Source organism: Streptomyces sp. XD-27, assembly GCF_030553055.1.
Classification (GTDB): domain Bacteria; phylum Actinomycetota; class Actinomycetes; order Streptomycetales; family Streptomycetaceae; genus Streptomyces.
Genome location: NZ_CP130713.1, coordinates 660,741 through 684,690, shown reverse-complemented (window position 1 = coordinate 684,690; position 23,950 = coordinate 660,741). Strand labels below are relative to the sequence as shown.

General features: G+C 71.0%; 17 protein-coding genes and 3 pseudogenes. 12 read left to right on the top strand and 8 right to left on the bottom strand.

All coding sequences use genetic code 11. The annotated features are described in order from the left end of the window. The first annotated feature begins 153 nt into the window (after window positions 1–153). From Q3Y56_RS02870 to Q3Y56_RS02860, 3 genes are all read left to right on the top strand, one after another. Complete coding sequence (locus Q3Y56_RS02870; protein WP_304465454.1) at window positions 154–1,029, top strand: universal stress protein; 876 nt, start codon at window positions 154–156, stop codon at window positions 1,027–1,029. A 60-nt stretch (window positions 1,030–1,089) separates the two neighbouring features. After that, window positions 1,090–3,489: a glycoside hydrolase family 65 protein gene (locus Q3Y56_RS02865; protein ID WP_304460393.1), complete on the top strand. Its 2,400-nt coding sequence runs from the start codon at window positions 1,090–1,092 to the stop codon at window positions 3,487–3,489. Window positions 3,490–3,714: 225 nt separating this feature from the next. Continuing rightward, window positions 3,715–4,602 carry a potassium channel family protein gene (locus Q3Y56_RS02860; RefSeq protein ID WP_304460392.1) on the top strand — a complete coding sequence of 296 codons (888 nt, stop codon included), beginning with the start codon at window positions 3,715–3,717 and terminating at the stop codon, window positions 4,600–4,602. On the opposite strand, the gene Q3Y56_RS02855 is transcribed toward Q3Y56_RS02860, so the two are convergent. After that, window positions 4,584–4,841, bottom strand: coding sequence for a DUF2933 domain-containing protein (locus tag Q3Y56_RS02855; protein ID WP_304460391.1), 258 nt, complete (start codon window positions 4,839–4,841; stop codon window positions 4,584–4,586). The genes Q3Y56_RS02860 and Q3Y56_RS02855 overlap by 19 nt on opposite strands. A gap of 244 nt (window positions 4,842–5,085) precedes the next feature. Between Q3Y56_RS02855 and Q3Y56_RS02850 the strand changes: the two genes are divergently transcribed. Next, a complete protein-coding gene (locus Q3Y56_RS02850) occupies window positions 5,086–5,220 on the top strand; it encodes a hypothetical protein (protein WP_304460390.1) in 135 nt (44 codons plus the stop codon). Beyond that, on the top strand, window positions 5,217–7,712 hold the full coding sequence (locus Q3Y56_RS02845) for a heavy metal translocating P-type ATPase (protein WP_304460389.1): 2,496 nt from the start codon (window positions 5,217–5,219) through the stop codon (window positions 7,710–7,712). Before Q3Y56_RS02850 ends, Q3Y56_RS02845 begins: the two co-directional genes overlap by 4 nt. A gap of 117 nt (window positions 7,713–7,829) precedes the next feature. Here Q3Y56_RS02845 and Q3Y56_RS02840 read toward each other — a convergent pair whose 3' ends face one another. Next, entirely contained in the window at window positions 7,830–9,548 is a 1,719-nt protein-coding gene (locus tag Q3Y56_RS02840; protein WP_304460388.1) for a GAF domain-containing sensor histidine kinase, read from the bottom strand. Between the two features lie 288 nt (window positions 9,549–9,836). Between Q3Y56_RS02840 and Q3Y56_RS02835 the strand changes: the two are divergent. Further along, window positions 9,837–10,534: pseudogene (locus Q3Y56_RS02835) on the top strand (response regulator). Between the two features lie 59 nt (window positions 10,535–10,593). Here Q3Y56_RS02835 and Q3Y56_RS02830 read toward each other — a convergent pair. Both Q3Y56_RS02830 and Q3Y56_RS02825 read right to left on the bottom strand, forming a co-directional pair. Next, entirely contained in the window at window positions 10,594–11,277 is a 684-nt protein-coding gene (locus Q3Y56_RS02830) for a DUF4389 domain-containing protein (RefSeq protein ID WP_304460387.1), read from the bottom strand. Window positions 11,278–12,125: 848 nt separating this feature from the next. Further along, on the bottom strand, window positions 12,126–12,659 hold the full coding sequence (locus Q3Y56_RS02825) for a flavodoxin domain-containing protein (protein WP_304460386.1): 534 nt from the start codon (window positions 12,657–12,659) through the stop codon (window positions 12,126–12,128). A gap of 1,024 nt (window positions 12,660–13,683) precedes the next feature. Between Q3Y56_RS02825 and Q3Y56_RS02820 the strand changes: the two genes are divergently transcribed. The 4 genes and pseudogenes from Q3Y56_RS02820 to Q3Y56_RS02805 all read left to right on the top strand — a co-directional run bounded on the left by Q3Y56_RS02820 (window position 13,684) and on the right by Q3Y56_RS02805 (window position 18,713). Then, the gene (locus tag Q3Y56_RS02820; RefSeq protein WP_304460385.1) at window positions 13,684–14,934 is read left to right on the top strand and encodes a sodium:proton antiporter; all 1,251 of its coding nucleotides are present in this window, start codon (window positions 13,684–13,686) and stop codon (window positions 14,932–14,934) included. Window positions 14,935–14,941: 7 nt separating this feature from the next. Continuing rightward, the gene (locus Q3Y56_RS02815; protein WP_304460384.1) at window positions 14,942–15,409 is read left to right on the top strand and encodes a CBS domain-containing protein; all 468 of its coding nucleotides are present in this window, start codon (window positions 14,942–14,944) and stop codon (window positions 15,407–15,409) included. Then, window positions 15,406–16,707: an ArsB/NhaD family transporter gene (locus Q3Y56_RS02810; RefSeq protein WP_304460383.1), complete on the top strand. Its 1,302-nt coding sequence runs from the start codon at window positions 15,406–15,408 to the stop codon at window positions 16,705–16,707. The genes Q3Y56_RS02815 and Q3Y56_RS02810 overlap by 4 nt, the downstream gene beginning before the upstream one ends. Before the next feature lie 84 nt (window positions 16,708–16,791). Further along, window positions 16,792–18,713: pseudogene (locus tag Q3Y56_RS02805) on the top strand (NAD-binding protein). A 63-nt stretch (window positions 18,714–18,776) separates the two neighbouring features. Here the strand turns inward: Q3Y56_RS02805 and Q3Y56_RS02800 are convergent. The 3 genes from Q3Y56_RS02800 to Q3Y56_RS02790 form a co-directional block, all read right to left on the bottom strand. After that, window positions 18,777–19,715: a sigma-70 family RNA polymerase sigma factor gene (locus tag Q3Y56_RS02800; protein ID WP_304460382.1), complete on the bottom strand. Its 939-nt coding sequence runs from the start codon at window positions 19,713–19,715 to the stop codon at window positions 18,777–18,779. 10 nt (window positions 19,716–19,725) lie between these two features. After that, entirely contained in the window at window positions 19,726–20,916 is a 1,191-nt protein-coding gene (locus tag Q3Y56_RS02795) for an NAD(P)/FAD-dependent oxidoreductase (protein ID WP_304460381.1), read from the bottom strand. A 383-nt stretch (window positions 20,917–21,299) separates the two neighbouring features. After that, a complete protein-coding gene (locus Q3Y56_RS02790) occupies window positions 21,300–21,722 on the bottom strand; it encodes a DUF6223 family protein (RefSeq protein ID WP_304460380.1) in 423 nt (140 codons plus the stop codon). 224 nt (window positions 21,723–21,946) lie between these two features. On the opposite strand from Q3Y56_RS02790, the gene Q3Y56_RS02785 reads away from it, so the two are divergent. Beyond that, a complete protein-coding gene (locus Q3Y56_RS02785; RefSeq protein WP_304460379.1) occupies window positions 21,947–23,074 on the top strand; it encodes a sensor histidine kinase in 1,128 nt (375 codons plus the stop codon). Beyond that, window positions 23,071–23,615 (top strand): annotated as a pseudogene (locus Q3Y56_RS02780) (response regulator transcription factor). Before Q3Y56_RS02785 ends, Q3Y56_RS02780 begins: the two are co-directional and overlap by 4 nt. Here the strand turns inward: Q3Y56_RS02780 and Q3Y56_RS02775 are convergent. Further along, window positions 23,521–23,940, bottom strand: a complete 420-nt coding sequence (locus tag Q3Y56_RS02775) for a radical SAM protein (RefSeq protein WP_304465908.1) — start codon at window positions 23,938–23,940, stop codon at window positions 23,521–23,523. The pseudogene Q3Y56_RS02780 and the gene Q3Y56_RS02775 sit on opposite strands and share 95 nt — an antisense overlap. Window positions 23,941–23,950: the final 10 nt, after the last annotated feature.

The following is a 23,950-nucleotide window of genomic DNA, read 5'->3' as shown; positions in this document are numbered from 1 at the left end:
TCCGTACGACTCCACGATCGTGGCGAACCGGCGCGGCGGCACCCGGGCCGAAGGTCCCTTTCCGGCGCCGATCCGCCTGTCGCGGTGGCCTCGGGGCGGTGCGACGGTATTCACAGGGGGACTCGGAGGATGGGAAGGAAGGCGGTGGGGACGATGGAGGTCCCGCTGGTCGTGGGGGTCGACGGATCGGACTCCAGTCTTCAGGCGGTGGACTGGGCTGTGGACGAGGCGGCGCGCCACGGGCTCCCACTGCGCCTGGTCTATGCCTCCCTGTGGGAGCGTTACGAAGGCAGCCGCCCGTCCTTCGGTACCGACCGCCCTTCCGAGGAGGTGCTGGCCGAGCACATCACCGCTGCCTCCGCGGAGCGCGCCCGGCTCCGCAATCCGGATGTGAAACTTTCAACTGACGTGCTGCCGGACGACGCGGTGAACGCGCTGCTGCGTGCGGGCCGTGAGGCATTCGCTGTGGTCACGGGCTCGCGCGGTCGAGGCGCGCTGACCGGGATGCTGCTGGGTTCGGTGAGCCTGGCAGTGGCGGGCCGAGCCATCTGCCCGGTCATGGTGGTTCGCGGCTCCGAGCAGAACAGGCAGGGGTCCTTCCAGCGGGTGACGGTCGGCGTCGGCGACTCCACCGAGGGATCAACCGCCGTACGGTTCGCCTTCCGCGAGGCCGATGCGCGCGGCTGCGCACTCCACGCCGTACGCGCCTGGCGCCGCCCGGCCCATGAGCACGCGGACCACCTGTTGGTCGCGGACGATGCCGTCCGTGTCCACGAGGAACGCGCCTCGACAGCCCTGACCGACGCGCTGCGCGGGGCCGAGCGGGAGCACCCCCGGGTCGAGGTACACCGCGAGGTGACGGAGGGCACGCCGCACAAGGTGCTCCTGGACGCTTCGTCGGGCGCGGACCTGCTGGTCGTCGGGGCGTTGAGGCGCCATGGCCACTTCGGTCTGCAGCTCGGCCGGATCAACCACGCCGTACTGCACCACGCGGACTGCCCGGTCGCCGTCGTCCCGCAGCGAGCATGAATCCCCGTACGTCTGCCGGTTCTCCGGCCACCTCGTGAAGTGAGGGAAGCGAGGACGAGGATGCCGGAGTGGAGCTGGGAGTACGAGGGCTACGACCCCGGTGCCGAGCGGCTGCGGGAGTCCCTGTGCACCCTCGGCAACGGCTACTTCGCCACCCGCGGTGCGGTGCCCGAGAGCAAGGCGGGCCTGGTGCACTATCCGGCCACCTACGTCGCCGGGTGCTACAACCTCCTGGAATCGACGGTGGCCGGACGCCGAGTGGAGAACGAGGACCTGGTCAATCTCCCGAACTGGCTGCGGTTGCGGTTCCGTCTTCGCTCCGCCGACGGTGCGGCGGGCCCGTGGTTCTCCCCGGACACCTGCGAGCTGCTCGAATACCGGCACACCCTCGATCTGCGCCGGGGCACGCTCACCCGCCGATTGCGGTACCGGGACAGCGAGGGCGGCCCGGTGAGTGTGGAGCAGTGCCGCCTGGTCCACATGGGGGATCCGCATCTGGCCGCGCTGCGGACCGTCGTCACCGTCGAGAGCTGGTCGGGCGAGATCGAGGTCGACTCCGCCATCGACGGCGACGTGATCAACGCGAACGTGCACCGCTACCGCTCCCTCGGCAAGAACCACCTGACTCACGTGCAGACCGGATCCGAGGACCCCGACACGGTGTGGCTGCGCTGCCGTACCAGCACCTCCGACATCGGCGTCGGCATGGCGGCGCGCACCGTCGCCCCCGGCCAAGCTCCCTCTTCATCGGGGCTCCATCCCACTCACCACCGTGCCGCGCACCGCCTGGTGATCCCGATCGCTCCCGGTCGGCCCGCCGTCGTCGTCAAGACCGCCGCCGTGCACACCTCACGTGACCAGGCGATCAGGAACCCGCTTGAAGCGGCTGTCGACCGGGTGACCGGAGCCCCGGACTTCGCCACGCTCCTGGACTCGCACACCGCCGCCTGGGAGCGGTTGTGGCGGGGTGCGGAAATCCGGGTGCCCGGGGAGGCGGGCCGTGTCCTGCGCCTGCACCTGTTCCACGTCCTGCAGACGCTGTCGCCGCACACCGCGGAACTGGACGTGGGAGTTCCGGCGCGCGGGCTGCATGGGGAGGCGTACCGGGGACATGTGTTCTGGGACGAGCTGTTCGTGCTGCCGTATCTGAACCTCCACTTCCCGGAGGTGTCGCGAGCGTTGCTGAACTACCGGCACCGGCGGCTTCCGCAGGCATGCCGGGCGGCCGGGGAGATCGGCCGGGCCGGGGCCATGTACCCGTGGCAGAGCGGCAGCGACGGACGGGAAGAGACCCAGCAACTGCATCTCAACCCCCGTTCGGGCCGCTGGCTGCCCGACAACTCCCGGCTCCAGCACCACGTCGGATCGGCGATCGCCTACAACGTGTGGCAGTACTGCGAAGCGACCGGCGACACCGAGTACCTGCACACCAAGGGCGCGGAGATGCTGCTGCAGATCGCCCGCTTCTGGGCGGACACCGCGGCCTACGACCCCCGGACGGACCGCTACCGCATCCGCGGGGTGCTCGGGCCCGACGAGTACCACGACAGCTACCCTGGCGCCGCTGCGCCGGGCCTGGACGACAACGCGTACACCAACGTCACCGCCGCCTGGGTGCTCAGCCGCGCCCTGGACCTCGTACGGCGCCTCCCCGCATGGCGCCGGCAGGAACTGTTCGAGCGCATCGAACTGAACGGCGGCGAACTCCCGAAGTGGGAGGCGGTGTCCCGGCGGTTGCGGGTGCCGTTCCACCAGGGTGTCATCAGCCAGTTCGACGGCTACGGCGACCTCGCCGAGCTGGACTGGGACAGCTACCGCGCACGCTACGACAGCATCCGGCGGCTGGACCGCATCCTTGAGGCCGAGGGCGACACGGTCAACCGCTACCAAGCCTCCAAACAGGCCGACGTCCTGATGCTCGGATACCTCTTCTCACCCGCCGAGCTTCAGAGCCTGTTCCACCGCCTCGGGTACGAGCTGGACGACGAGGTCTGGCGCAGGACCGTCGACTACTACCTGAAGCGCACCAGCCACGGCTCCACCCTCAGCGGCCTCGTCCACGGCTGGGTCCTGACCCGGGCACGGCGGGCCGAGGCATGGACGTACTGCCGGGAAGCCCTGGAAGAGGACGTCGCCGACCTCCAGGGCGGTACGACCGGCGAAGGCATCCACCTCGGTGCCATGGCCGGGACCCTCGACCTCGTACAGCGTGGCCTGACCGGCCTGGAGACCCGCGAAGACGCGCTCCGGCTGGACCCGGTGCCGCTCCCGGCCCTGTCCGAGTACGGGTTCTCACTGCGCTACCGCGGCCACTGGGGGGTCAGCGTGCGGCTGCAGAGCGGACAGCTGCGGATCAGTGTGCCCGACTCGGAGGAATCACCGATCCGCGTCGTCCTGACCGACCGGGCCGTGACCATCGCACCGGGGGACACCTGCACGCTCGTACTGCCGCGGAGCTGATCCCTCCGGCTGACCTGAGCGGGAGGTGGTCATCGGATCGCCGATGGACGACTCTCCGGACGGGCCGCAGGAGCCCGGGAACGCGGCGAGTCGGCGTTCGCCGGTGTCGTCCTCGGCCTAGGCTCCGAGCGTAGGGCCGACTTGGGCGGCAGACGGCTGGGCCGGACGCCTCACTGTCCGGGGCCGCGCGGGCCGCTCCACGGAACGGGGCCGTGGGAGACGAACATGGAGTGGTTGGTCTCGCTGGCGGGAGCCGGGCTGGTCATGGCCGCCCTGCGAGATCTGTTCCACACACTGTGGCATCCCACCCGCCACGGCGGTCTGAGCCGACTCGTCATGACGGCGTTGTGGAAGCTGTCCCAGCATCTGCGCGCTCGCAGGCGCGTGGTCGGGCTCGTCGGGCCGCTCGCCATGGTGACGGTGGTCGGAATGTGGGCCACCACCATCATCCTGGGCTGGGCCATCGTCTACTGGCCCCACATGCCGGAGGCGTTCGGCTTCACGGCCGGTTCGCGACCGTCGCAGCGGTCGGACCTGCTCGACGCCCTCTACCTGTCGCTCTCCACGGTCGCCACGCTCGGACTCGGCGACGTCGTGCCCACCGAAGGATGGCTCCGCGTCGCCGCGCCGTTGGAGGCCCTCGTCGGCTTCGCCCTTTTCACGGCCACCGTCTCCTGGGTGCTCGAAATCTACCCGGCGCTGACGCGCAGAAGGGTGTTGGCGATCCGGCTGGCGCTGCTGCGTCGCTCGGACCCGTCGACGCAGCAGCTCGACTGCGCAGTGGGGGCCTCATTGTTGGAGAGCCTGGCCACCGAGGTGGTGCGCGTCCGCATCGACTTCACCCAGTACGCGGAGGCCTACTACTTCCACGACGGTGAGGATCCCGCGTCCCTCGCGGCCATGGTCGCCTACGCCGCCGACCTCGCCCAGCGCGGGCAGGCCGCCCGGCGGGCGGACGTGCGTCTGACCGCCGATGTCCTCGCCGGTGCGTTGGAAGACCTCGCCGCCATCCTTGACCAGCGTTTCCTCCATACGGGCGGACCACCGTCGGAAGTCTTCGCCGCGTACGCCGCCGACCACGGTCGCAGCCTCCCTCAGGGCACAGATGCCTGACCGCTGCGTCGGCCGGATCCTTGCTGGTGCTGGTCGCGCTCATGCGGTGGACCGCTCTCGTCGGAGTGCTTGCCGCCATCGCCGTGCATGCCGCGCATCATGAAGAACATCATCAGCGGGCACATGGCCACAACGGCCAGAACGAAGAGTGTCTCCGCGGGCACGCCGAGCGCCAGCGTGCCGACGACGACGATGGCGAGCGCGAGCGCGTACAGGCCGTAGTTCTTCGTGTTGCTCATGGCGGCGCCTCCTTCGGGGACAGCGGGCCCGGCAGGGCTGTGGGGGTGGTCGGCAGTGCGGCCTCCTGAGGCGGGTGCGAGCCCGCCGCTCGGCTCGGTCGCTGCTTACTGCCATGGTCCCCGGCTCCGGGCGCGGGGTGCAGGGGCCACTGGTCCCGGGACGGTGGGCTGGTCAGCCCCTACCTGGTACGGGTAGCCGCGAGGCAGGCTGGAGGGAGCGAACAGGCAGGGAGGACGGTCTGCCATGGGTGTCGCCGATGTGGTCGTGGTGGTCTTCGCCACCGTACTGATCGCCGGGCTGGGCTGGGCTGGTTCTTCTTCGGACCGCGCCGGGCCCGTGCGGCGCGGCTGGAGGGCGGGGTCCAGCGGGTCGAGGTGACGGTGCGTGGCGGCTACAGCCCCAGCGTCATCAAGGTACGCCAGGGGGTGCCGGTGGAGCTGGTCTTCGATCGGCGGGAGAGCGGGGAGTGCACCTCCCGGGTCGTCTTCCCCGACCTGAGGGTCAGCGCCGGGCTGCCCGCGTACGCACGCACCACCGTGCGCCTCCGCCCGGCCGACGCCGGCTCCTTCGGCTTCGCCTGCGGGATGAACATGATCCACGGCACGCTGCTGGTCGAACCGACGGACGGACCCGGCGGCACGGCCGCCGCCCCGGACGGCGGCGGCCGGGAGGAGGCTGCCGCCACAGCTGCGGGACCCGCGGGCGGCAGGGAGACCGGAGCCGAGGCGGAAGCGACCGAGGCCGCCGAGCGGAGAGCGGAGATTGCCGATCTGACCCGCCGTGTCGCGGTCGGCGTGGTGCTCACCCTGCCCGTGCTCTTCGCCGTCATGGCCCGTGAGCTCTTCGGTGCTGACTGGCTGCCCGGCTGGCTGCTGAACCACTGGCTGCAACTGGCACTGGTCACGCCGGTGATGCTCTACACCGGGTGGCCGATCCACACCACCGGCTGGGCGGCCCTGCGCCACCGCGGCGCGGAGATGAACAGCCTCATCACCCTCGGGACGAGCGCCGCCTACGGCTACAGCCTGCTGGTCACTCTCGCCCCCGGCCTGCTCCCGGAGGACGTACGGGAGGTGTACTTCGAGGCGGTCGGGGTGATCCTCACCCTCATCCTGCTCGGCCGCCTGCTGGAGGCCCGCGCCAAGGCCGGCACCGGCGAGGCCATCCGCGCCCTGCTGGGCCTTCAGGCCCGCACCGCGCGCGTCGTGCGCGACGGCACCGAGACCGAGATCCCCGTCGAGGACGTCGCGGTCGGCGACGAGGTGGTGATCCGGCCCGGGGAGAAGGTCCCGGTCGACGCCGACGTGCTGTCCGGGTCCTCGCCGGTGGACGAGTCGATGGTCACCGGCGAGCCGATGCCGGTCACCAAGCGGGCCGGGGACACGGTCATCGGCGCCACCGTGAACGGCACGGGATCGCTCCGGGTCCGGGCGAACAGGGTCGGGGCCGACACGACGCTCGCCCAGATCATCCGCTTGGTGCGGCAGGCCCAGGCGTCCAAGGCCCCCATCCAACGGCTCGCCGACGCGGTCTCCGCCTACTTCGTGCCCGCCGTCATCGCCGTCGCCATCGCCACCTTCGCCCTCTGGTACACCATCGGACCGGCCCCGGCGCTCACCCTGGCGCTGGTCTCCGCGGTCGCGGTGCTGATCATCGCCTGCCCCTGCGCCCTCGGCCTGGCCACCCCGCTGTCGGTCATGGTCGGCACCGGCAAGGGCGCCCGGGCGGGCATCCTCATCCGCTCCGCCGAGGCCCTGGAGACCGCCCACAAGCTGGACACGATCGTGCTGGACAAGACCGGCACCGTGACCTCCGGGAAGCCCGTCCTCACGGATGTACGCGCCGCCGACGGCGTCCGGAGCGACGAACTGCTGGGCCTGGTGGCGGCGGCCGAGGCCGACAGCGAGCATCCCCTCGCGGCGGCCATCGTCACCGGGGCCCGTGGCCGCGGCCTGGCCTGGGCTGTGGCAAGCGGCTTCGAATCCCTCACCGGCAAGGGCGTGCGGGCCACCGTCGACGGTCACACGGTCCTGGTGGGCACCGCCCGGCTGCTCGGCGATGTCGACATCGACACCGGTGCACTCCACCCGGTCGCGGCCGGCTTCTCGGCCGAGGGCAAGACCCCGGTCTTCGCCGCGGTCGACGGGCGGCCCGCCGGGGTGCTCGCCGTCGCCGACACCGTCAAGGAGGACTCGGTCCAGGCCATCGCCGCCCTGCACCGGCTCGGCATCGAGACGGTCATCATCACCGGCGACAACGCCCGCACCGCCGCCGCCATTGCCGCCCAGGTCGGCGTGGGGCGTGTACTCGCCGAGGTGCTGCCGGAGCACAAGGCGGACGAGATCCACCGCCTTCAGGGCGAGGGCCGCACGGTGGGCATGGTCGGCGACGGCATCAACGACGCCCCCGCGCTCGCCGCCGCCGACGTCGGCCTGGCCATCGGCACCGGTACGGACGTTGCCATCGAGGCCGCCGACATCACGCTCATCTCCGGCTCCCTGACCGGCGTCGTCACCGCCATCCGGCTCTCCCGCGCGACGATGCGCAATATCCGCCAGAACCTGTTCTTCGCCCTGATCTACAACGCCGTGGGCGTCCCTCTCGCCGCCGGAGCCCTCTACCCGGTGTGGGGCATCCGCCTCAGCCCGATCATCGCCGCAGCCGCGATGGCACTCAGTTCTCTGTCGGTGGTGACCAACGCGTCCCGCCTGCGACGCTGGCGGACCGGCACACCGCCGCCCGCCGCGGCGGAATCCGTCGCACCACAGGTTGATCGCGGACCTCGGCCGCAGGCCACCCGTCGGCCTCCAGCCCGTGCGATCCGGTGGCGGCGGTCGACAGGGCCTGCTCAGCGCAGCCGGCGCAGGTAGGGGTCGTGGGCGTGGCGGGGGAGCACGCGGAAACGGTTCCTGGGCGTCGGCGCCCGGGGAGGTCTTCATCCGGATCGCCCCTGAGCTGGTGACAGGGCGGGTCCTGGACAGCGGCGGTCAGCTCACGGGCACGCGCCAGGTCAGAACCGTCCCGCCACCGGGCGGGGCGGACAGCTGAAGCTCCCCGCCCAGGCGCTCGGCCCTCTCGGCGAGGTTGCGCAGGCCACTGCGGCGGCCCTCGGGCGGGATCCCCGTACCGTCGTCGGTGACGGTCAACGTGAGCTCATCCCCGTCCGTGCCGAGGACCACGTCGACGCGGGCGGCGTGCGCGTGCCGGGCGACATTGGCCAGCGCCTCCGAGAGCACCGGTACCACCTGGTCGGCGACTTCCCTGGGCACCTGCGTGTCCAGCAAACCCTCCATGCGCAGACTCGGCGCGAATCCCAGCACGGGGGTGGCCTCGCCGACCGCCTGGACGACGCGGGCCCGCAGGTTCTGCCCGGCCCCGGGCTGGTGTGACCGCAGGCCGAAGATCGTCGAGCGAATGATCTTGATGGTGTCGTCCAGGTCGCGGACCGCGCGCAGCACCCGTTCGGAGGCGCCAGGGTGGTCGATGACCCGTGCTGCACTCTGCAGCGTCATCCCCGTGGCGAACAAGCGCTGGATGGCCAGATCGTGCAGGTCACGGGCGATCCGGTCGCGCTCCTCCAACAGCGCGACCTGCTCGGCATCCCTCCGCCGCTCCGCGAGCTCCATCGCCACCGCCGCCTGCCCCGCGAAGCCCATCAGCGGCTCGGTCTCCTCCTCGGCGAAGCCCGGACGTCCGGATGCCCGCGCCAACAGCAGCACACCGCGCACCCCGGCGCCTGTGGCGGAGCCAGTCCCGATGGGCACCGCCACCGCGGGACCCAGCCCGGCGACACGGAGCGGGCTCGCGAAGACGCGGGGGCCGTGGGACACGTCCGCGCTCGTGACCGGGGCCACCGTGGAAAACGCCGTACCGATCAAGCTGCCTTCGACCGGCAGTACGAGACCGCGGAGCGCCTCCGCGCCCTCGCCGAGGACGAACTCGACCGACAACGTGGAGGTGTCCGTCATCGGCAGGGCCACCATGGCCAGTGCGGCGTCCGTGATCTCCTTCGCCGACTCGGCGATCAGCCCCATCACCTCGCTCCGGGGCTTGCCTGACATCAGGCTGTAAGTGATCTCCGCATTCGCCCGAAGCCAGCGCTCACGCCGCCGTCCCTCCTCGTACAGCCGGGCGTTGTCGATCGCCACCCCTGCCGCGACTGCGAGGGTGGACAGCAGGGACTCGTCCTCGGCATCGAACTCGGCGCCACCCCGCTTCTCGGTCAGATACAGATTGCCGAACACCTGGTCGCCCACCCGGATCGGAACGCCGAGGAAGGTGTCCATCGGCGGGTGATGCGCCGGGAAGCCGTACGAGGCCGGGTGCTCGGAGAGCTTCGGCAGCCGCAGTGGTTCCGGGTGGCGGATCAGCTCGCCCAGAATGCCGTGTCCGGAGGGGAAGGGGCCGATGGCGGCGATCTGCTCCTCGCTCACCCCGACCGGCAGGAACTGGACGATCTTCCCTCCTGGGCCGATGACGCCCAGGGCCCCGTACTCGGCGTCGACCAGGGATACGGCCTCCTCGACGATGCGCCGTAGTACGTGCTCCAGGTCCAGCCCGCTCCCGACCGACAGCACCGCTTCGAACAGGCCGTGCACCCGGTCTCGCGTTTCCCGGACCGCGTTAAGGCGTGCCTGGAGCTCCTCCAGCAGCTCGTCCAGCCGGAGCTGAGGCACGTGCACCCGGCCCTCATCGGCGCTTCCCAACGTCGCTCCTCCACCAGCGCCCGGCGGTCGAAGATCCTCTCGCACCTCTGAGTATCCGCCCCACCGCGGGAAGGCACGAGAGGGATGAGCCCGACGGGTATGGGGGCCGCGGGCCGCCACGGTGCGTGGCGGCTCTGCTCCACGAGCGCGGTGGCGCGGCCCGGTACGGAGGTCCGCTGTACGACACAGGGCGTTCCCTCCTCACAGGCGACCGGCCTGCGTGGTGGCACCCTGAGAAGCGGGTCCCCTCCTCCGGGGCGGTGGCTCGACACACGACGGGAGCGGCTGATGGCACACAGCGAACCGACCGGTCCGGACACCCCGATCACGGTCTTCCTGCTCGACGACCACGAGGTCGTACGCCGCGGGGTGCGCGATCTGCTCGACGATGAGCCGGACATCACCGTGGTCGGCGAGGCGGCCACCGCCGAGCAGGCCCTGGTACGCGTGCCCGCGCTGCGTCCGACGGTCGCGGTGCTGGACGTACGCCTGCCCGACAGCGATGGAGTGACCGTGTGCCGGGAACTGCGCTCGCGCATGCCCGGCCTGGCGTGCTTGATGCTCACCTCCTTCGACGACGAGGAGGCACTGCTGGACTCGATCATGGCTGGAGCCGCGGGCTACGTCCTCAAACAGATCCAGGGAGCGGACCTGATCTCGGCCGTACGCACGGTGGCCTCGGGCCAGTCGATGCTCGACCCCGCGCCACCACCCGGCTCATGGCACGGCTGCGGGGAACCGGAGCAGAAGAATCAGGGCCGGAGGCCCTGCAAGGCCTGACGGCCCGAGAGCGGGAGATCCTGGCACTGATCGGCGACGGGCTGACGAACCGCCAGATCGGCCGGCGGCTGTACCTCGCTGAGAAGACGGTCAAGAACCACATCTCACACCTGCTGGCCAAGCTCGGGGTGGAACGACGGATCCAGGCCGCCGTCATCGCCACCCAGGCGCAGAGCGCCAAGCAGCGCCCCCAGCACCTCGCCTGACGCGCTTCGTAGGTCGTGCCGACAACCCCGTTCCGTGAACGAGGGGTACCCGGGGACCGTCAGCCCGGAGCCGGTGGCTTCCGGAGAAGTGCCGGTTCGTCGCCGGGTTCATGTCCGCCCATGTCCAGGCGGAACGGCGGGTACTCGTCGGTCATCAGGGCGGCGTAGGCGCTGACCCGTAGCACCCATCGATCCAGACCGAGGATGAAGTCGAAGAGGCCGGAGGGGTACCGGCCGGTCGCCGCCAGCACGATCACCGCGACCAGGGAGAGGTAGCTGATGAGCCCGCCGTACCATGCCGTCCAGTGGAAGCCGCCGAGGAAGATGGCGATGGCGATGTAGTGGGGGATCGCGAGCAGCCACCACTTCACGAGGACCAGACCGCGGGAGAGTCGCTCCGGGTAGGCGATTTCGAGGTGTACCGGGTAGTCGGGCACGTCGGCGAGCGTGAACGGCGGGTAGCGGTCGGTGCCGAGTCCGGCACGGGTGTAGTAGTTGACGCGCCAGTTCCAGCGGAGGACACCGACGTTGAAGTCGAAAAGTACCCGCGGGTATCGGCCGGTGAACAGGATGGCGAAGAAGGCTCCGATGCCGGCGAGCACGAACGCGATCCACAGGAAGACCAGCACGATGTAGTGCGGGATGGCGAGCAGCCATTTGACCAGCCACAGCCATCGGGACAGCTGAGGGTCGAGTGTGGCTTCGACGCGTACGGGATACGGGGCGGACGTCACCTTGGTCATCTCCCTCAACGCCCCTCCGTGAGCGGGCGGATCGTCGATGTCCTGATGTGTCGCAGACCGGTGTCTTGGACAGGAGAGGAGTCAGGGCGGGGTCGGCCTCGGACACGAGGCGGAGCCGCCGGTGCTGACACGAGCACGCAGATTCCGGAACTGACGGGTCTGCATGATGAGGTGAGCGGGTTCCCCCAGCAGCAGGTCGGCCACCCACATGAGCGGACGCGGCGTGCCACGGCCACGCGTGCGTACCACGAGGCGGGTTGCGCACGCGGAAACAGGCCGGAGATGGAATCCCCAGATCCCGCCGACGTAGCCCCGCGGTGGGGGCCACCGGCTTGGGTCGAACGGCCGGCCCGAGGGCAGCTTCAGATCGGCACGCAAGACCAGCGACTTCGGTGGATCCACCACGGCGGCCGTGAACCAAGCGGTGCCGTTCGGCACCGAGGCGAGGCGTTGGCCCTCCTTGAGGTCCTGCCACTCCGGCACGATGCTCTCCGCACTGGTCCGGCCGCCGTTGTCGAACCGGTCCCAGCTGTACCAGCCCGCCCGATCGCACCCCATCTGCTGCAGCCAGGGCCAGACGTCCTCGGGGGAGCCGGCAGCGTCACGGCCATCGTCGTCTGACTGTCCGCGTAGGGAACGAGCTCGTCTCCTGGATAAGCGCGCGCAGCCTCATCGGCTGTCGCCCCCCAGCGACGGACCCGGGGCCGCACGAGAAATGCGTACACGCCCACAGCGGCGCCCAGGACGACCGGGGAGATCCGCTTCAGGAACGGTTCATGCCCGTCCATATGCCCAGGCTCCCACCGGAAGCCACCGGTCACCACTTCAGCAGAGCGCGGATCTCCCGTTCAGCTCAATGCCGCTCCCCATGCCGTCGCCCGGTCGATCTCCCCTTCGCGTAGCGGGCCCTCGGCGTCCTCGATGAGGAAACCCTCCGGCTCCGCCACGAGCTGGTACCCGTGGTGGCGCAGTCTGCGTGCGATGCCGTGAGCGGCGCCGCCGGCCAGGCGGGAGTCCATGCGGGTGTCGAAGGCGGCGGCGCGGGTGGCGTCGCGGGCCTTGGGAAGTGTGTGGAACCAGTCGCGGACGCCCGGCCCCTCCGCACCCGGTTCGGGCTCGTGCTGGTGCTCGGCCTGCTCGCCTTCCCTCTTGTCGGCCGTCAGCCCCATCTTCCGTGACAGGCGCGAGGTCATGCCCCGCATGTGGGTCGGGCCTCCGACCACCAGCAGGTCGGCCGGACCGACGCGCTGCGGGTCCGCCTCGTCCACCGGCACGCAGTCGACTTCGGCCTCCGGACGCGACTCCCGTACGCCCTCGCCGATGGCCTCGGCGACCTGGCGCGTATTGCCGAACAAGCTCTCGTACACGATGACGACACGCATCACATCTCATCTCCTCCAGCACCTCGCTCGGCGGGCCCGGGCCGGGCCCGGTGTTCCACGATCTCCTTGACCGCTTGGAGTGCTGCGCGCATGACGATGCCGACCCCTGGCGAGACGAGCGACCAGTAGCGGCCGAACCGGGCGAGGGCTTCCAGACCTTGCCGACGGCGCCGAAGATCATCTCCCGCCCGGGGTTCTCTCCCAGCGCCACCCACGGCTGGTCCTGCGGCCTCGTGTCGACAGCGTCGAGCAGATCGGCCAGCCGCATCGAGGACGGCTCCGGTACGGGCTGGCCGCGGAACCGGTCCGGCAGCGCGCCGTCCAGGAGCAACGGGGCTGCGCTCATTTCGCCGGCGGTGTTGCCGTTCATCAGAGCCTCCCGGGGCCGACACCTCCAGTGTGGATGATTGCCACGCCCACTGATCGTGTGCACCCGCCACTCGACGCGAACCGCCGCGTGACGATCCGGGAGCACCGCGTACGGGGCCGGTCGGCGGAGAGGAAGAGGGTTCCCTGGGCGCGCCAGTGGCCCGTGCCTCCTGCGGGGACGGGTGCAACCCAGACGAAGGGCTGTTCCAGCGCGTCGGCTATCCGGACGCTCAGCGTCACGGTGAGGGGCTGACTGGTGGGGTGGTGCGGTACAGCGGGCTCGGCTGGCCACCGAGTCCGCTGGTGCGGCGGCCGACTTCGGCTGCAAGGGAGCGCTGGGTGAGCGCCCGACAAGGGTACGTATCCGGGCACCGTCAAAGGCGCGTACACGCGGGCCGTGAAGTGGGAGGCCCCCATCGGTACTGCCTACTTCAAGCTGTTCCCCGTGAAGGCCCTGTCCCGTAGCCGCAGCCGCCGCTCTCTCGGTGCTGCCGTCATCTCGGCCTCGCCGCCTGCTCCCGGGTGGTGAATCCCGAGAGCAGCGTCAAGATTCCATAGTGAACGCGTAAGAATCCTGTAAGGTGCCTGGCGGAGTGCCGGGAAGTCTGGTCGGCGAACAAGGGATCAATCTCTTGACCGATCGGGGGCGAAACTCATGGTGCTCATCGCTGTCTTCGGCGTTGCACTCCTCATCGCGGTACTGGTCTCGGGTCTGGCGGCCCGGTCCGTACTCTCCACGTCTCTTCTCTTCCTCGTCGCCGGTGCGCTTGTCGGTGACGGTTTCCTTGGGCTGATCCACGTCTCCGCGGACAGCTCCATCGTCGCGGTCACTGCTGATCTGGCACTGTTCGCCGTGCTGTTCACCGACGGCATGCACGTCTCGTTTCCCGCGCTGCGCAGCGCCTGGCGGAACCCGGCGCGGGCCCTCGGGCTCGGCATGCCGCTGGCCTTCGTCGGGATGGCGCTGATCACCCACTTCCTGGCCGGCCTGGACTGGACGACGTCCTTCCTGGTCGGGGCGGTGCTGGCGCCGACCGACCCGGTGTTCGCGTCGGCGATCGTGGGACGCAAGAAGGTGCCGGCCCGGCTGCGGCAGCTGCTGAATGTGGAGAGCGGGATCAACGACGGGCTGGCGCTGCCGGTCGTCCTGGTGCTGATCACGGCCGCAGGTCCCACCTCGGGCACGGCCGAGGCGTCGCTGTCGAAGATCGGCCTGGAGCTGGTCGGCGGGCTGGCGCTTGGTGTCGTGCTGCCGTTGGTGGTGAACGGGCTGGTGCGGTTCCGGCTGCTGGGTGCCGAGCCGAAGCTCCAGCCGCTGCTGCCCTTGGCAACCGGTGTGATCCTGTACGCGACCTGCCACCTCACCCACGCCAACCCCTACCTGGCGGCGTTTTCCGCGGGCGCGGTCCTGGCCTCCGTCTCGGCGGAGTCCAAGGAGGCGTTCGAGCCGCTGGGTGAGGCCCTGGCGGAGTTGAGCAAGTTCGCCGCGCTGCTGGTGTTCGGTGCGCTGCTGACGCCGGAGCTGTTCGGTGATCTGTCGGTTGGCGGGTACGTGGCGGTGGTCCTGGCGATCGTGCTGATCCGGCCGGCCTCGCTGCTGATCTCGCTGATCGGTACGCGCTTCGACCGGCGGGAGCGGCTGGCGGCGGCCTGGTTCGGGCCGAAAGGTTTCGCCTCCGTCGTGTATGGGCTGCTGGTGCTGCAGTCCGGCATCCCGCAGGGCGAGGAGGCGTACACCCTGATCGCGGTGTGCATCGCGTTCTCCATCGCCGCCCACAGCAGCACGGATGTGCCTGTCGCCCGCCTCTTCGATGTCGAGGACCTCGTCGGCATACCGGACGACGACGATGAGGACGCGAAGAGGAAGACGGCCATGGCCGCACAGCCCGCGGCCTCTAGAGAGTAGGACGGCGATGCGCGCACGTGATCTGGCGGTGGAGTATCCGTCGGTGAGTCTGGACAGCGACGCTCTGGACGCGGCGCGGCTGCTGGCCGAGCAGCGGTTGCCCGGGGTGCTGGTGATGGGCGACGACGGGGAGCCGTACGCCCTGCTGCCCGCGTCCCGGCTGGTCAAGCTGCTGGTGCCCGGATATGTGATCGAGGATCCGACGCTTGCGGCGGTGGTCGACGAGCCGCATGCGGACCGGATGTGTGAGGCGCTGGCGGGGCGGCGGGTGGCCGACTGCCTGGCCAAGGAACGTCAGAAGCCGTCGGTTGCGGACCCGGACGACACCGTGCTGGAGGTCGCCGCGCTGATGGCGCGTGACCGCAGCCCGCTGGTCGCGGTGGTGGAACGAGGCAGTCGGAAGCGCGGCGGCTCCCGGCTGCTCGGGGTCATCACCGCCGCGCACCTGCTGGAGCGACTCCTTGGGGTGACATGAGGGACTGGCACAGCTGGGCGGCGGTCGTCGTCTTCGTGATCGCATACGTGGCGATCATCAGCGAGCGGGTGCACCGTACGGCCGCCGCCCTGGCAGGGGCCGGGATCATGCTCGCGATCAGCGCCACCGACGACAAGGCGGCGTTCTTCGACGAGCACTCCGGGATCGACTGGAATGTCATCTTCCTGCTGCTGGGGATGATGGCGATCGTCGGTGTGCTGCGGCAGACGGGCCTGTTCGAGTATCTGGCGATCTGGTCGGTCAAGCGCGCCCGCGGCAAGCCGTTCCGGGTGATGGCGATGCTGATAGTGATCACCGCGGTCGCCTCCGCGCTGCTGGACAACGTCACCACGGTCCTGCTGGTCGCCCCGGTCACCCTGCTGGTCTGTGAACGGCTCGCCCTGCCCGCCGCGCCGTATCTGATCGCGGAGGTGATGGCGTCCAACATCGGCGGCACCGCGACCCTCGTCGGTGACCCGCCGAACATCATCATCGCCAGCCGGGCCGGCCTGTCCTTCAACGACTTCCTGGTCCATCTGGCACCGATCTCCGCGGTCCTCACCGCCGTTCTGGTGGTGATGTGCCGGGTGATGTTCCGCAAGGTGTTCGTCTACGACGAGGAACGCGCCGCCGAAGTGCTGGCCCTGGAGGAGCGCGAGGCGATCCGCGACCACCGGCTGCTGGCCCAGGGCCTGGCCGTCCTCACCCTCGTCATCATCGGATTCGTGGCGCACCCGGTGCTGCACTTCGCGCCGAGCGTCGTCGCCCTGCTCGGTGCCGGGCTGCTCATCGCCGTCTCCTCGGTGGAGACCGGCGAGGCGCTGAACGAGGTCGAGTGGCCGACCCTGGCCTTCTTCGCCGGGCTGTTCATCATGGTCGGCGCGCTGATCGAGACCGGCGTCATCGGCGAGGTCTCCGGCGCCCTGGCGGATGCCACCGGCGACAGCGAGCTCCGCGCGGCGATGCTGCTGGTGTTCGGCTCCGCCGCGCTGTCGGGAATCGTCGACAACATTCCGTACGTCGCCACCATGGCCCCCATCACCGCCGACCTGACGCACAGCTTCGGCGGCGGCGACGGCCCGCATGTGCTGTGGTGGGCGCTGGCCCTCGGCGCGGACCTCGGCGGCAACGCCACCGCCATCGGCGCCTCCGCCAACGTCGTGGTCCTGGGCATCGCCGAACGCAGCCGCCAGCCCATCTCCTTCTGGCAGTTCACCAAGTACGGTCTGGTCGTCACCGCGGTGACCGTGGCACTGGCCGCAGCGTATGTGTGGCTGCGCTACTTCGCCCTGAGCTGATCCGAAACCGCTGACCATATGACGGGGGGCTTGATGGTCGTGCCTGCCAACGCCGGACCGTCCACGGACCCGGCCGTCCCGCACATGGTCGTCTGCGGTGACGACGCCCTCGCCCACCGCCTCGCCGCCGAGCTCCGCGAGGTCTACCGCACCCGCGTCACGGTCGTCGTCCCCGCTGCCACCCCGGCACCGGATGCCACCGGGACGCCTGCCGCGGGGCTGCGCCGCGGAAGAGAGCTGCGCGCCTCCGCGCTCTTCGACCGCGTCACCGCGGCGGTCGGGCGCACCACCGTCCCCCGCCAGCCGACGGCACACCCGGCCCCGGACCAGGACGAACGGATCCTGGAGGCCCCGGTCTCACCGACGACGTCCTGACCGAGGCAGGGGTGGCGCGAGCCACCGCCCTCGCCCTGGTCCATGAGGACGACGAGACCAACATCCACGCCGCCTTGCGCGCCCGCCGCCTCAACCCCCGGCTGCGGCTCGTCATCCGGCTGTACAACCGGAAGCTGGGCCAGCACCTGGAAGAGCTGCTGGACCAGGCCGCGGCACTCGCTGTCCCCGGCCTGGATCCCGCTGAGTTGGACGCCGCCACGACCGTGCTCTCGGACGCCGACACCGCGGCCCCGGCCCTGGCCGCCACCGCCGTCGCGGGCACCCGCAAGGTGGTCCAGGCCGACGGGCTGCTCCTGCGCGCGGCCGAGCGGACACCGCCCGGCCGCGGCGAGGTCGCCGACCCAGGGCTGTGCACCCTCGCGCTGCTCTCCTCCACCGCCGCCGACCCCGCCGGCAGCGAGGGCTCCGACAGCAGCGGCGACGACGGCCCGCGACTGCTGCCGGACGACGCCGAGGTCGCCGCCGCCACCGGACGCGGCACCGTGGTCCTGGAGACCGTCTCCTCCACGGGCGCATCGCCGGCCCCGCGACGCCTGGGCGGCCGCGGCGTGCCGCTGTCCTCGCTGTTCTCCCGCCGCCTGCGCTGGTCGGTGGCGGGCGTCGCGGCCGCGGTGCTGACCCTGGCCATCGCCTCCTGGCAGATCACCGGAGCACACCCCCTCCACGCGGCCTACCTCTCCCTGCTCGACCTGCTGGCCATCGGAGACCCGGCCGTCGACGAACCCACCGGACGGCAGATACTCCAGGTCCTGTCCGGACTCACCGGCATGCTGCTCCTCCCCCTGCTCGTCGCCGCGGTACTGGAAGCGCTCGGCACCTTCCGCACCGCATCCGCGTTGCGCCGCCCGCCGCGGAGACTCTCCGGGCATGTCGTACTGCTCGGGCTCGGCAAGGTCGGCACCCGAGTCCTGGCCCGGTTGCGTGAACTGGACATTCCCGTGGTGTGCGTGGAGGAGGCCCCCGAGGCGCGCGGCATCCCGCTCGCTCGCAGACTGCAGGTGCCCACCGTCGTCGGCGATGTCACTCAGGAAGGCGTACTGGAGGCCGCCAAGATCGAGCGGGCCCACGCTCTCCTCGCCCTCACCAGCTCCGACACCACCAATCTGGAGGCGGTGCTCTACGCCCGCTCGGTCAGCCCCGACCTCCGGGTGGCGCTGCGCCTGTACGACGACTACTTCGCCACCGCCGTCTACCGCACTCTGCGCGCGGCCCATCCCCAGGCCCTCACCCGCAGCCGCAGCGTCTCCACCCTCGCGGCGCCGGCCTTCGCGGGAGCCATGATGGGGCGCCAGATTCTGGGCGCCATCCCGATCGAACGGCGCGTGCTGCTCTTCGCCGCCCTGCCGGTGGCGGGGAACCCGCAGCTGGAGGGCCGCACGGTCGCCGAGGCGTTCCGGCCCGGAGGCTGGCGGGTGATCGCGCTCGACGCCGCCGAGCCCACCGACCGGCTGCGCGACCTCGCCGCCACGCCCCCGGACGGCGGCGGCCCCTCGCCCAGTCTGGTGTGGGACCTGCACCCCGGTTACGTCCTGCGGCCTCAGGACCGGGTGGTGCTGGCCGCCACCCGGCAAGGACTCGGCGAGTTGCTTGGCCGCCGGCCTGTCAGCTGAGCGCGGGGGCCGAAGGGTGCCGGCCTCGCTCCGACTCAGGTCACTGGATTCCGGTGGCTCCGGTCACCATGCGTTGATGACCGGCGCGTCGGGTTCGTGCTGCCGCCAGGCCTCATTGAGGCGCGCGAGCCGGTCCGCGGCGGCGATGCCGCGCAGGGACGCCACCTTGCCGTCGCTGACCTCGAACGCCACGGCGCCCACGACCCGGTCGTCGACCACGGCGAGGACGGCCGGGGAGCCGTTGACCAGCGCGATGTGGAACGCAGGGGAGCCGCCGGCCAGCCGCCGCTTCGCCGGAGTGGGCTTGAGGCCGGCCCGCACGTAGGAGGCGACGCGCTCGCGCGTCGTGTACCGCAGCAGCCGCCTGGCCAGTCCGGCGCCGTCCGAGACCGCGGTCGCGTCTGCGGTGAGCATCGCCACCAGCCGTTCGGTGCGCCCCGACGTGGCGGCGGCGAGGAACTCCTCGACGATCCGGCGCGCGGACGCGGGGTCCACCTCGCCGCCGCCGCGGCGCTCGGCGGCGACCCGGCGTCGGGCCCGGTGGACATGCTGCTGGCTCGCGGACTCGGTGATGTCGAGGATCCCGGCGATCTCGGCGTGGGGGTACGAGAAGGCCTCGCGCAGGACGTAAGCGGCCCGCTCGACCGGCGAGAGGCGCTCCATGAGAGTCAGTACGGCCAAGGACACCGATTCGCGCTGCTCGAAGGTGTCGGCGGGGCCGAGCATCGGGTCGCCCTCGAGGAGTGGCTCGGGCAGCCAGTCTCCGACAGCGCGCTCATGGCGCGCCTGCGCCGAGCGGAGCCGGTCGAGGCAGAGATTGGTGACGACCTTGGTCAGCCACGCCTCCGGCACCTCGATACGTTCCCGGTCCGCGGCCTGCCAGCGCAGGAACGCGTCCTGCACGGCGTCCTCCGCGTCGGCTGCCGAGCCGAGCAGACGGTACGCGAGCGAGGCCAGCCGGCCCCGGCTGGCCTCGAACCGATCGATGGCTGCGCTGTCCATGCGGAACAGCCTATGCGGCGCCCCTCACACCGGCCTGGTCGGGCGCGGTGGCCAGGCGGCGCTTGCGCTTCGGCATGCCGAAGGTCGGGTGGGCGATGCCCCACCCGGCCCCCTTGAGCACGCCCGACTTGAGCCGCGCGGCGGTCCGGCCGCCCAGGTACCAGGACTTCGACCGGACGTCCCCGTCCACCATCTGGAATATCGCGTCCCGCCGCCCGAGGCTGATGTGGTTGCCGTGGTACTTCAGCCCGGTGGTCGGGACCTCGCGGCCCGTCAGGCGCGCGATGACCGCGGCGGTCGCCTGCATGTTGGTGAAGCCCGCCGAGGCGCAGGACATCGGCAGCGGCCGGCCGTTCTCGCCGATCGCGTAGGCGCAGTCACCGGCGGCGTAGACGTCCGGGTGTGAGACCGAGCGCATGGTGCGGTCGACGAGGATCTGGCCGGTCTCGGCGACCTCCAGGCCGCTGGCGGCCGCGATGGGGTGCACGGCGAACCCGGCCGACCACACCGTCACGTCGGCCGGGATGGACGTACCGTCGGCGGCGATCGCCCGTGTCGGCTCGACGGCTTCGATGCCGGTGTGCTCGTGGACGGTGACGCCGAGCCGGTCGAAGGCCTGGCGCAGGTGACGGCGGGCCTTCGGGGAGAGCCAGGCGCCCAGCTCGCCGCGGGCGGCGAGCGCGACCGAGAGGTCGGGCCGGGACTCGGCGAACTCGGTGGCGGTCTCGATGCCGGTCAGCCCCTCACCGACGACCAGCACGGTGCCGCCCTCGCCCAGGCCGGCCAGGCGCTCGCGCAGACGCAGCGCCGAGGACAGGCCGGTCACATCGAAGGCGTACTCGGCCACGCCGGGGACGCCATGGTGGGCTACGGAGCTGCCGAGCGCGTAGAGAAGTGTGTCGTACGCGAGCTCGCCATCGCCGTCCTCGCCGGTCACGGCGACGGTTCTGCGCTCGGGGTCGACGCCGGTGACGCGCGCCAGGCGCAGCCGCACCCCGGTGCCCGCGAATACGTCGGCGAGCTTGCGGAACGCGAAGTCCTGGCCGATCGCGAGCTGGTGGAGCCGCATCCGCTCAACGAAGTCGGGCACGGCGTTGACGACGGTGATCTCGGTGTCGGCGGGGGAGAGCCGGCGGGCCAGGTTTCCGGCGGCGAAGGCCCCGGCGTATCCGGCGCCGAGTACGACGATGCGGTGCTTCATGGCGTTGCTCCTGTCTCGTTCGCGTGCCCCTTGAACGAGACGGCGCCCCGATTGCTGACAGGAGCCGGGTGTGACGCGGGTCACCGAACTCAGACGAGCGGCTGAGCCTCCGACAGGCGCCTGGGCCCCACTTGGGCAGTCGAAAGGGACGATGGCCAACTACGGATCGAGATGGCCAACTATCGATCGGCGTCACACCGGTCATCGTCTTGCAGGCCAAGAACTTGGCTTTGTATGCGAGAACGGACAGCCTTGTTCACGAGTTTGGGAGGCCGCCAGTGTCCGTCGGCGAGTCGAAAAGTTCACGAGTTTCGACAGCGCCGGTATTCGACGGCATCTGATTGTCCTTCAGGCAGATCCGAACGCGCGCTCGTCCGCTGCGGTCAGCTGGTGCGGCGGGAGCGGGCCAGAGCCAGTCCGCCGAGGGCCGTGCCGATCAGCCCCACCAGCATGGCCACGTAGGCCCCGCCAAGGCCGTTGCCGGTGCCGAGGCCACCGTCGGCGGTGGCCGCGACCAGCCCGCCGAGGGCCATGCTGATCAGCCCCGCCGCCATGGCCAGCATGGCCCCGAGAGATCCGTTGGCAGCGCCGAGACGACTGGCGGGGCGGGCCAGCGCCAGCCAGGCGATGACCACGCCGGCCAGCCCCAGCAGCGCGCCCGTGGTGGCCCCGAGTCGCCCGAGGCCGAAGTCGTAGAAACCGGCGGCGACCGGCTGGGCCGAGGAGTGCGCGGACGCCGGTGCGGCAAGCCCGATGCCTCCGAGCAGGGCGGCAGCGGCGGTGGCAAGCAGGCGGCGAACAGACATTGAGGTGTTCCTTCTCTTCCGACGACACGACTGGACGTCGCTTGAGCATGTCCGTTGGACCCACCGCCGGTCGTCCTGCGGACGCAGGCACTTCGCTCTGCCGCCGCTGGCGCACCCGGCTGCTACAGGCGCGGTAGGCGCCGCGACGCTACTGCGTGTGCGGTAGTCGGCCGCTCGTCCGCGAGCGGGACTCGCCCGCGGCGGCATCCGGCTAAGGTGCGCGCATGATCAAAGGACGGTTCGGTGTTCGCGCCGGCGTCACAGACTGGGTGATCGCCGTCGGCGTGGCGGCGGCGCTGCTGGTCACCGGGCTATCCGGGCAGCACTCCGTCACGAAGCTGGACCTGCTCGGCTACGCGTTGCTGGCGGCCGGCGGCCTGGCGCTTGCCGCGCGCCGCCGTGCTCCGGTTCCCGTCCTGGCCCTCACCGGGCTGTGCGCGGTGGGGTACCAGGCGGCCGGTTTCGATGTGCCTGCCGTCGCGTACCTGTTCGCGGTGTACGCGGCCGTGCGGGCGGGACACCGCACGATCACGGTGGCGGCGAGCGTGGCCGTGCTGGCTGCTCTCCCCCTGGCGGCCCTGGCCTCGGGTCTGCACGACACGGGCGAGGCGTTCGCGCAGGCCCGAGGCGCCCTCGAGCTGGCCTGGCTGATCGCCGCCGGGGCCGCGGGGGAAGCGCTGCGGCAGGCCGAGCGGCGGGCGGATGATGCCGAGCGCACCCGGGAGGAGACCGCGCGGCGCCGCGCCGACGAGCAGCGGCTGGACATCGCACGGGAGTTGCACGATTCGCTCACCCACCAGATCTCGGTCATCAAGGTGCAGGCCGAAGTCGCCGTCCACGTGGCCCGCAAGCGAGGGGAACAGGTACCGGAGGCCCTGCTGGCCATCCAGGAGGCCGGTCGTGAGGCGGCCCGGGAATTGCGCGCGACCCTGGAGGCGTTGCGCGACGACGACACGGCCCCGCCGCGTGGGCTCGACCACGTCCCGGAACTGGTGGAACGAGCAAGCAAGACCGGCCTGGAGGCGACGCTCACGATCGAGGGGCAGCGGCACGACGTGCCGGCCGCGGTGGGCCGGACCGTCTACCGGATCGTTCAGGAGTCGCTGACCAACATCGCCCGTCACGCGGACGCCGAGACGGCGTCGGTCCGGATCGACTGCCGCCCCGACGCCCTCGCGATACGCATCGATGACGACGGCAAGGCCACACCGGTCACCGCGCCGACGCCCGGCGTCGGGCTGCTGGGGATGCGCGAACGCGTCACCGCCCTCGGCGGCCGGCTGCGGGCGGAACCGCGCGGCGAGGGCGGCTTCACCGTCCAGGCCGAACTCCCCCTGGACCGAACGTCATGATCCGTGTCCTGCTGGTCGACGACCAGCCACTCATTCGCAGCGGATTCCGCGCACTCCTCGATCTCGAAGACGACATCGAGGTGGTGGCCGAGGCCACCGACGGCAGCGAGGGCCTGGAGCTCGCCAAAGAGCACCTGCCCGACGTCGCGCTCATCGACATCCAGATGCCGGTCATCGACGGCATCGAGGCGACCCGGCGCATCGCCGCGGACCCGGCCCTGGCCGGAGTGCACGTCGTCATCCTGACCAACTACAGCTTGGACGAATACGTCTTCGACGCGCTGCGCGCCGGCGCTGCCGGATTCCTGGTCAAGGACATTCGGGCGCGGGGCTGGAAGAGCTGACCAGCCGTGAGCGCGAGGCCGTCGTCCTGGTCGCGCAGGGCCTGTCCAACGACGAGATCGCGGGCCGTCTGGTGATCAGCCCGCTGACCGCGAAAACCCACATCAACCGGGCCATGGCCAAGCTGCATGCCCGTGACCGGGCCCAACTCGTGGTCCTCGCCTACGAATCCGGCCTGGTAGCCCCACGCAACTCCTGACATCGACGGTCCGGGTCTGTCCGTCCAGGACGTGCACGATGGAGGCACGGAGGTGGGATGCCCCGCCGAACGGCCTCGGCGATGTGTGCCTGCTGTAGTACGAGGTGGCCAGGGTGACCCCCTCCCGGTCGAACGCGTGCCGCATGGACGGGCGGACGTGGACCAGGTTGGAGAAGACCTCGACGCGCATCCCGAGAGCCATGGCGCGGTCGATGAGCTGGGGCAGATACGGGTGGAGCGTGGGTTCGCCCCCGATGTACTGCACCATCCTCACACCGAGCCCGGCCGCCTGGTCCAGGACGCTGAACCAGCCATCCCGGCTCATGGTGGGCTTC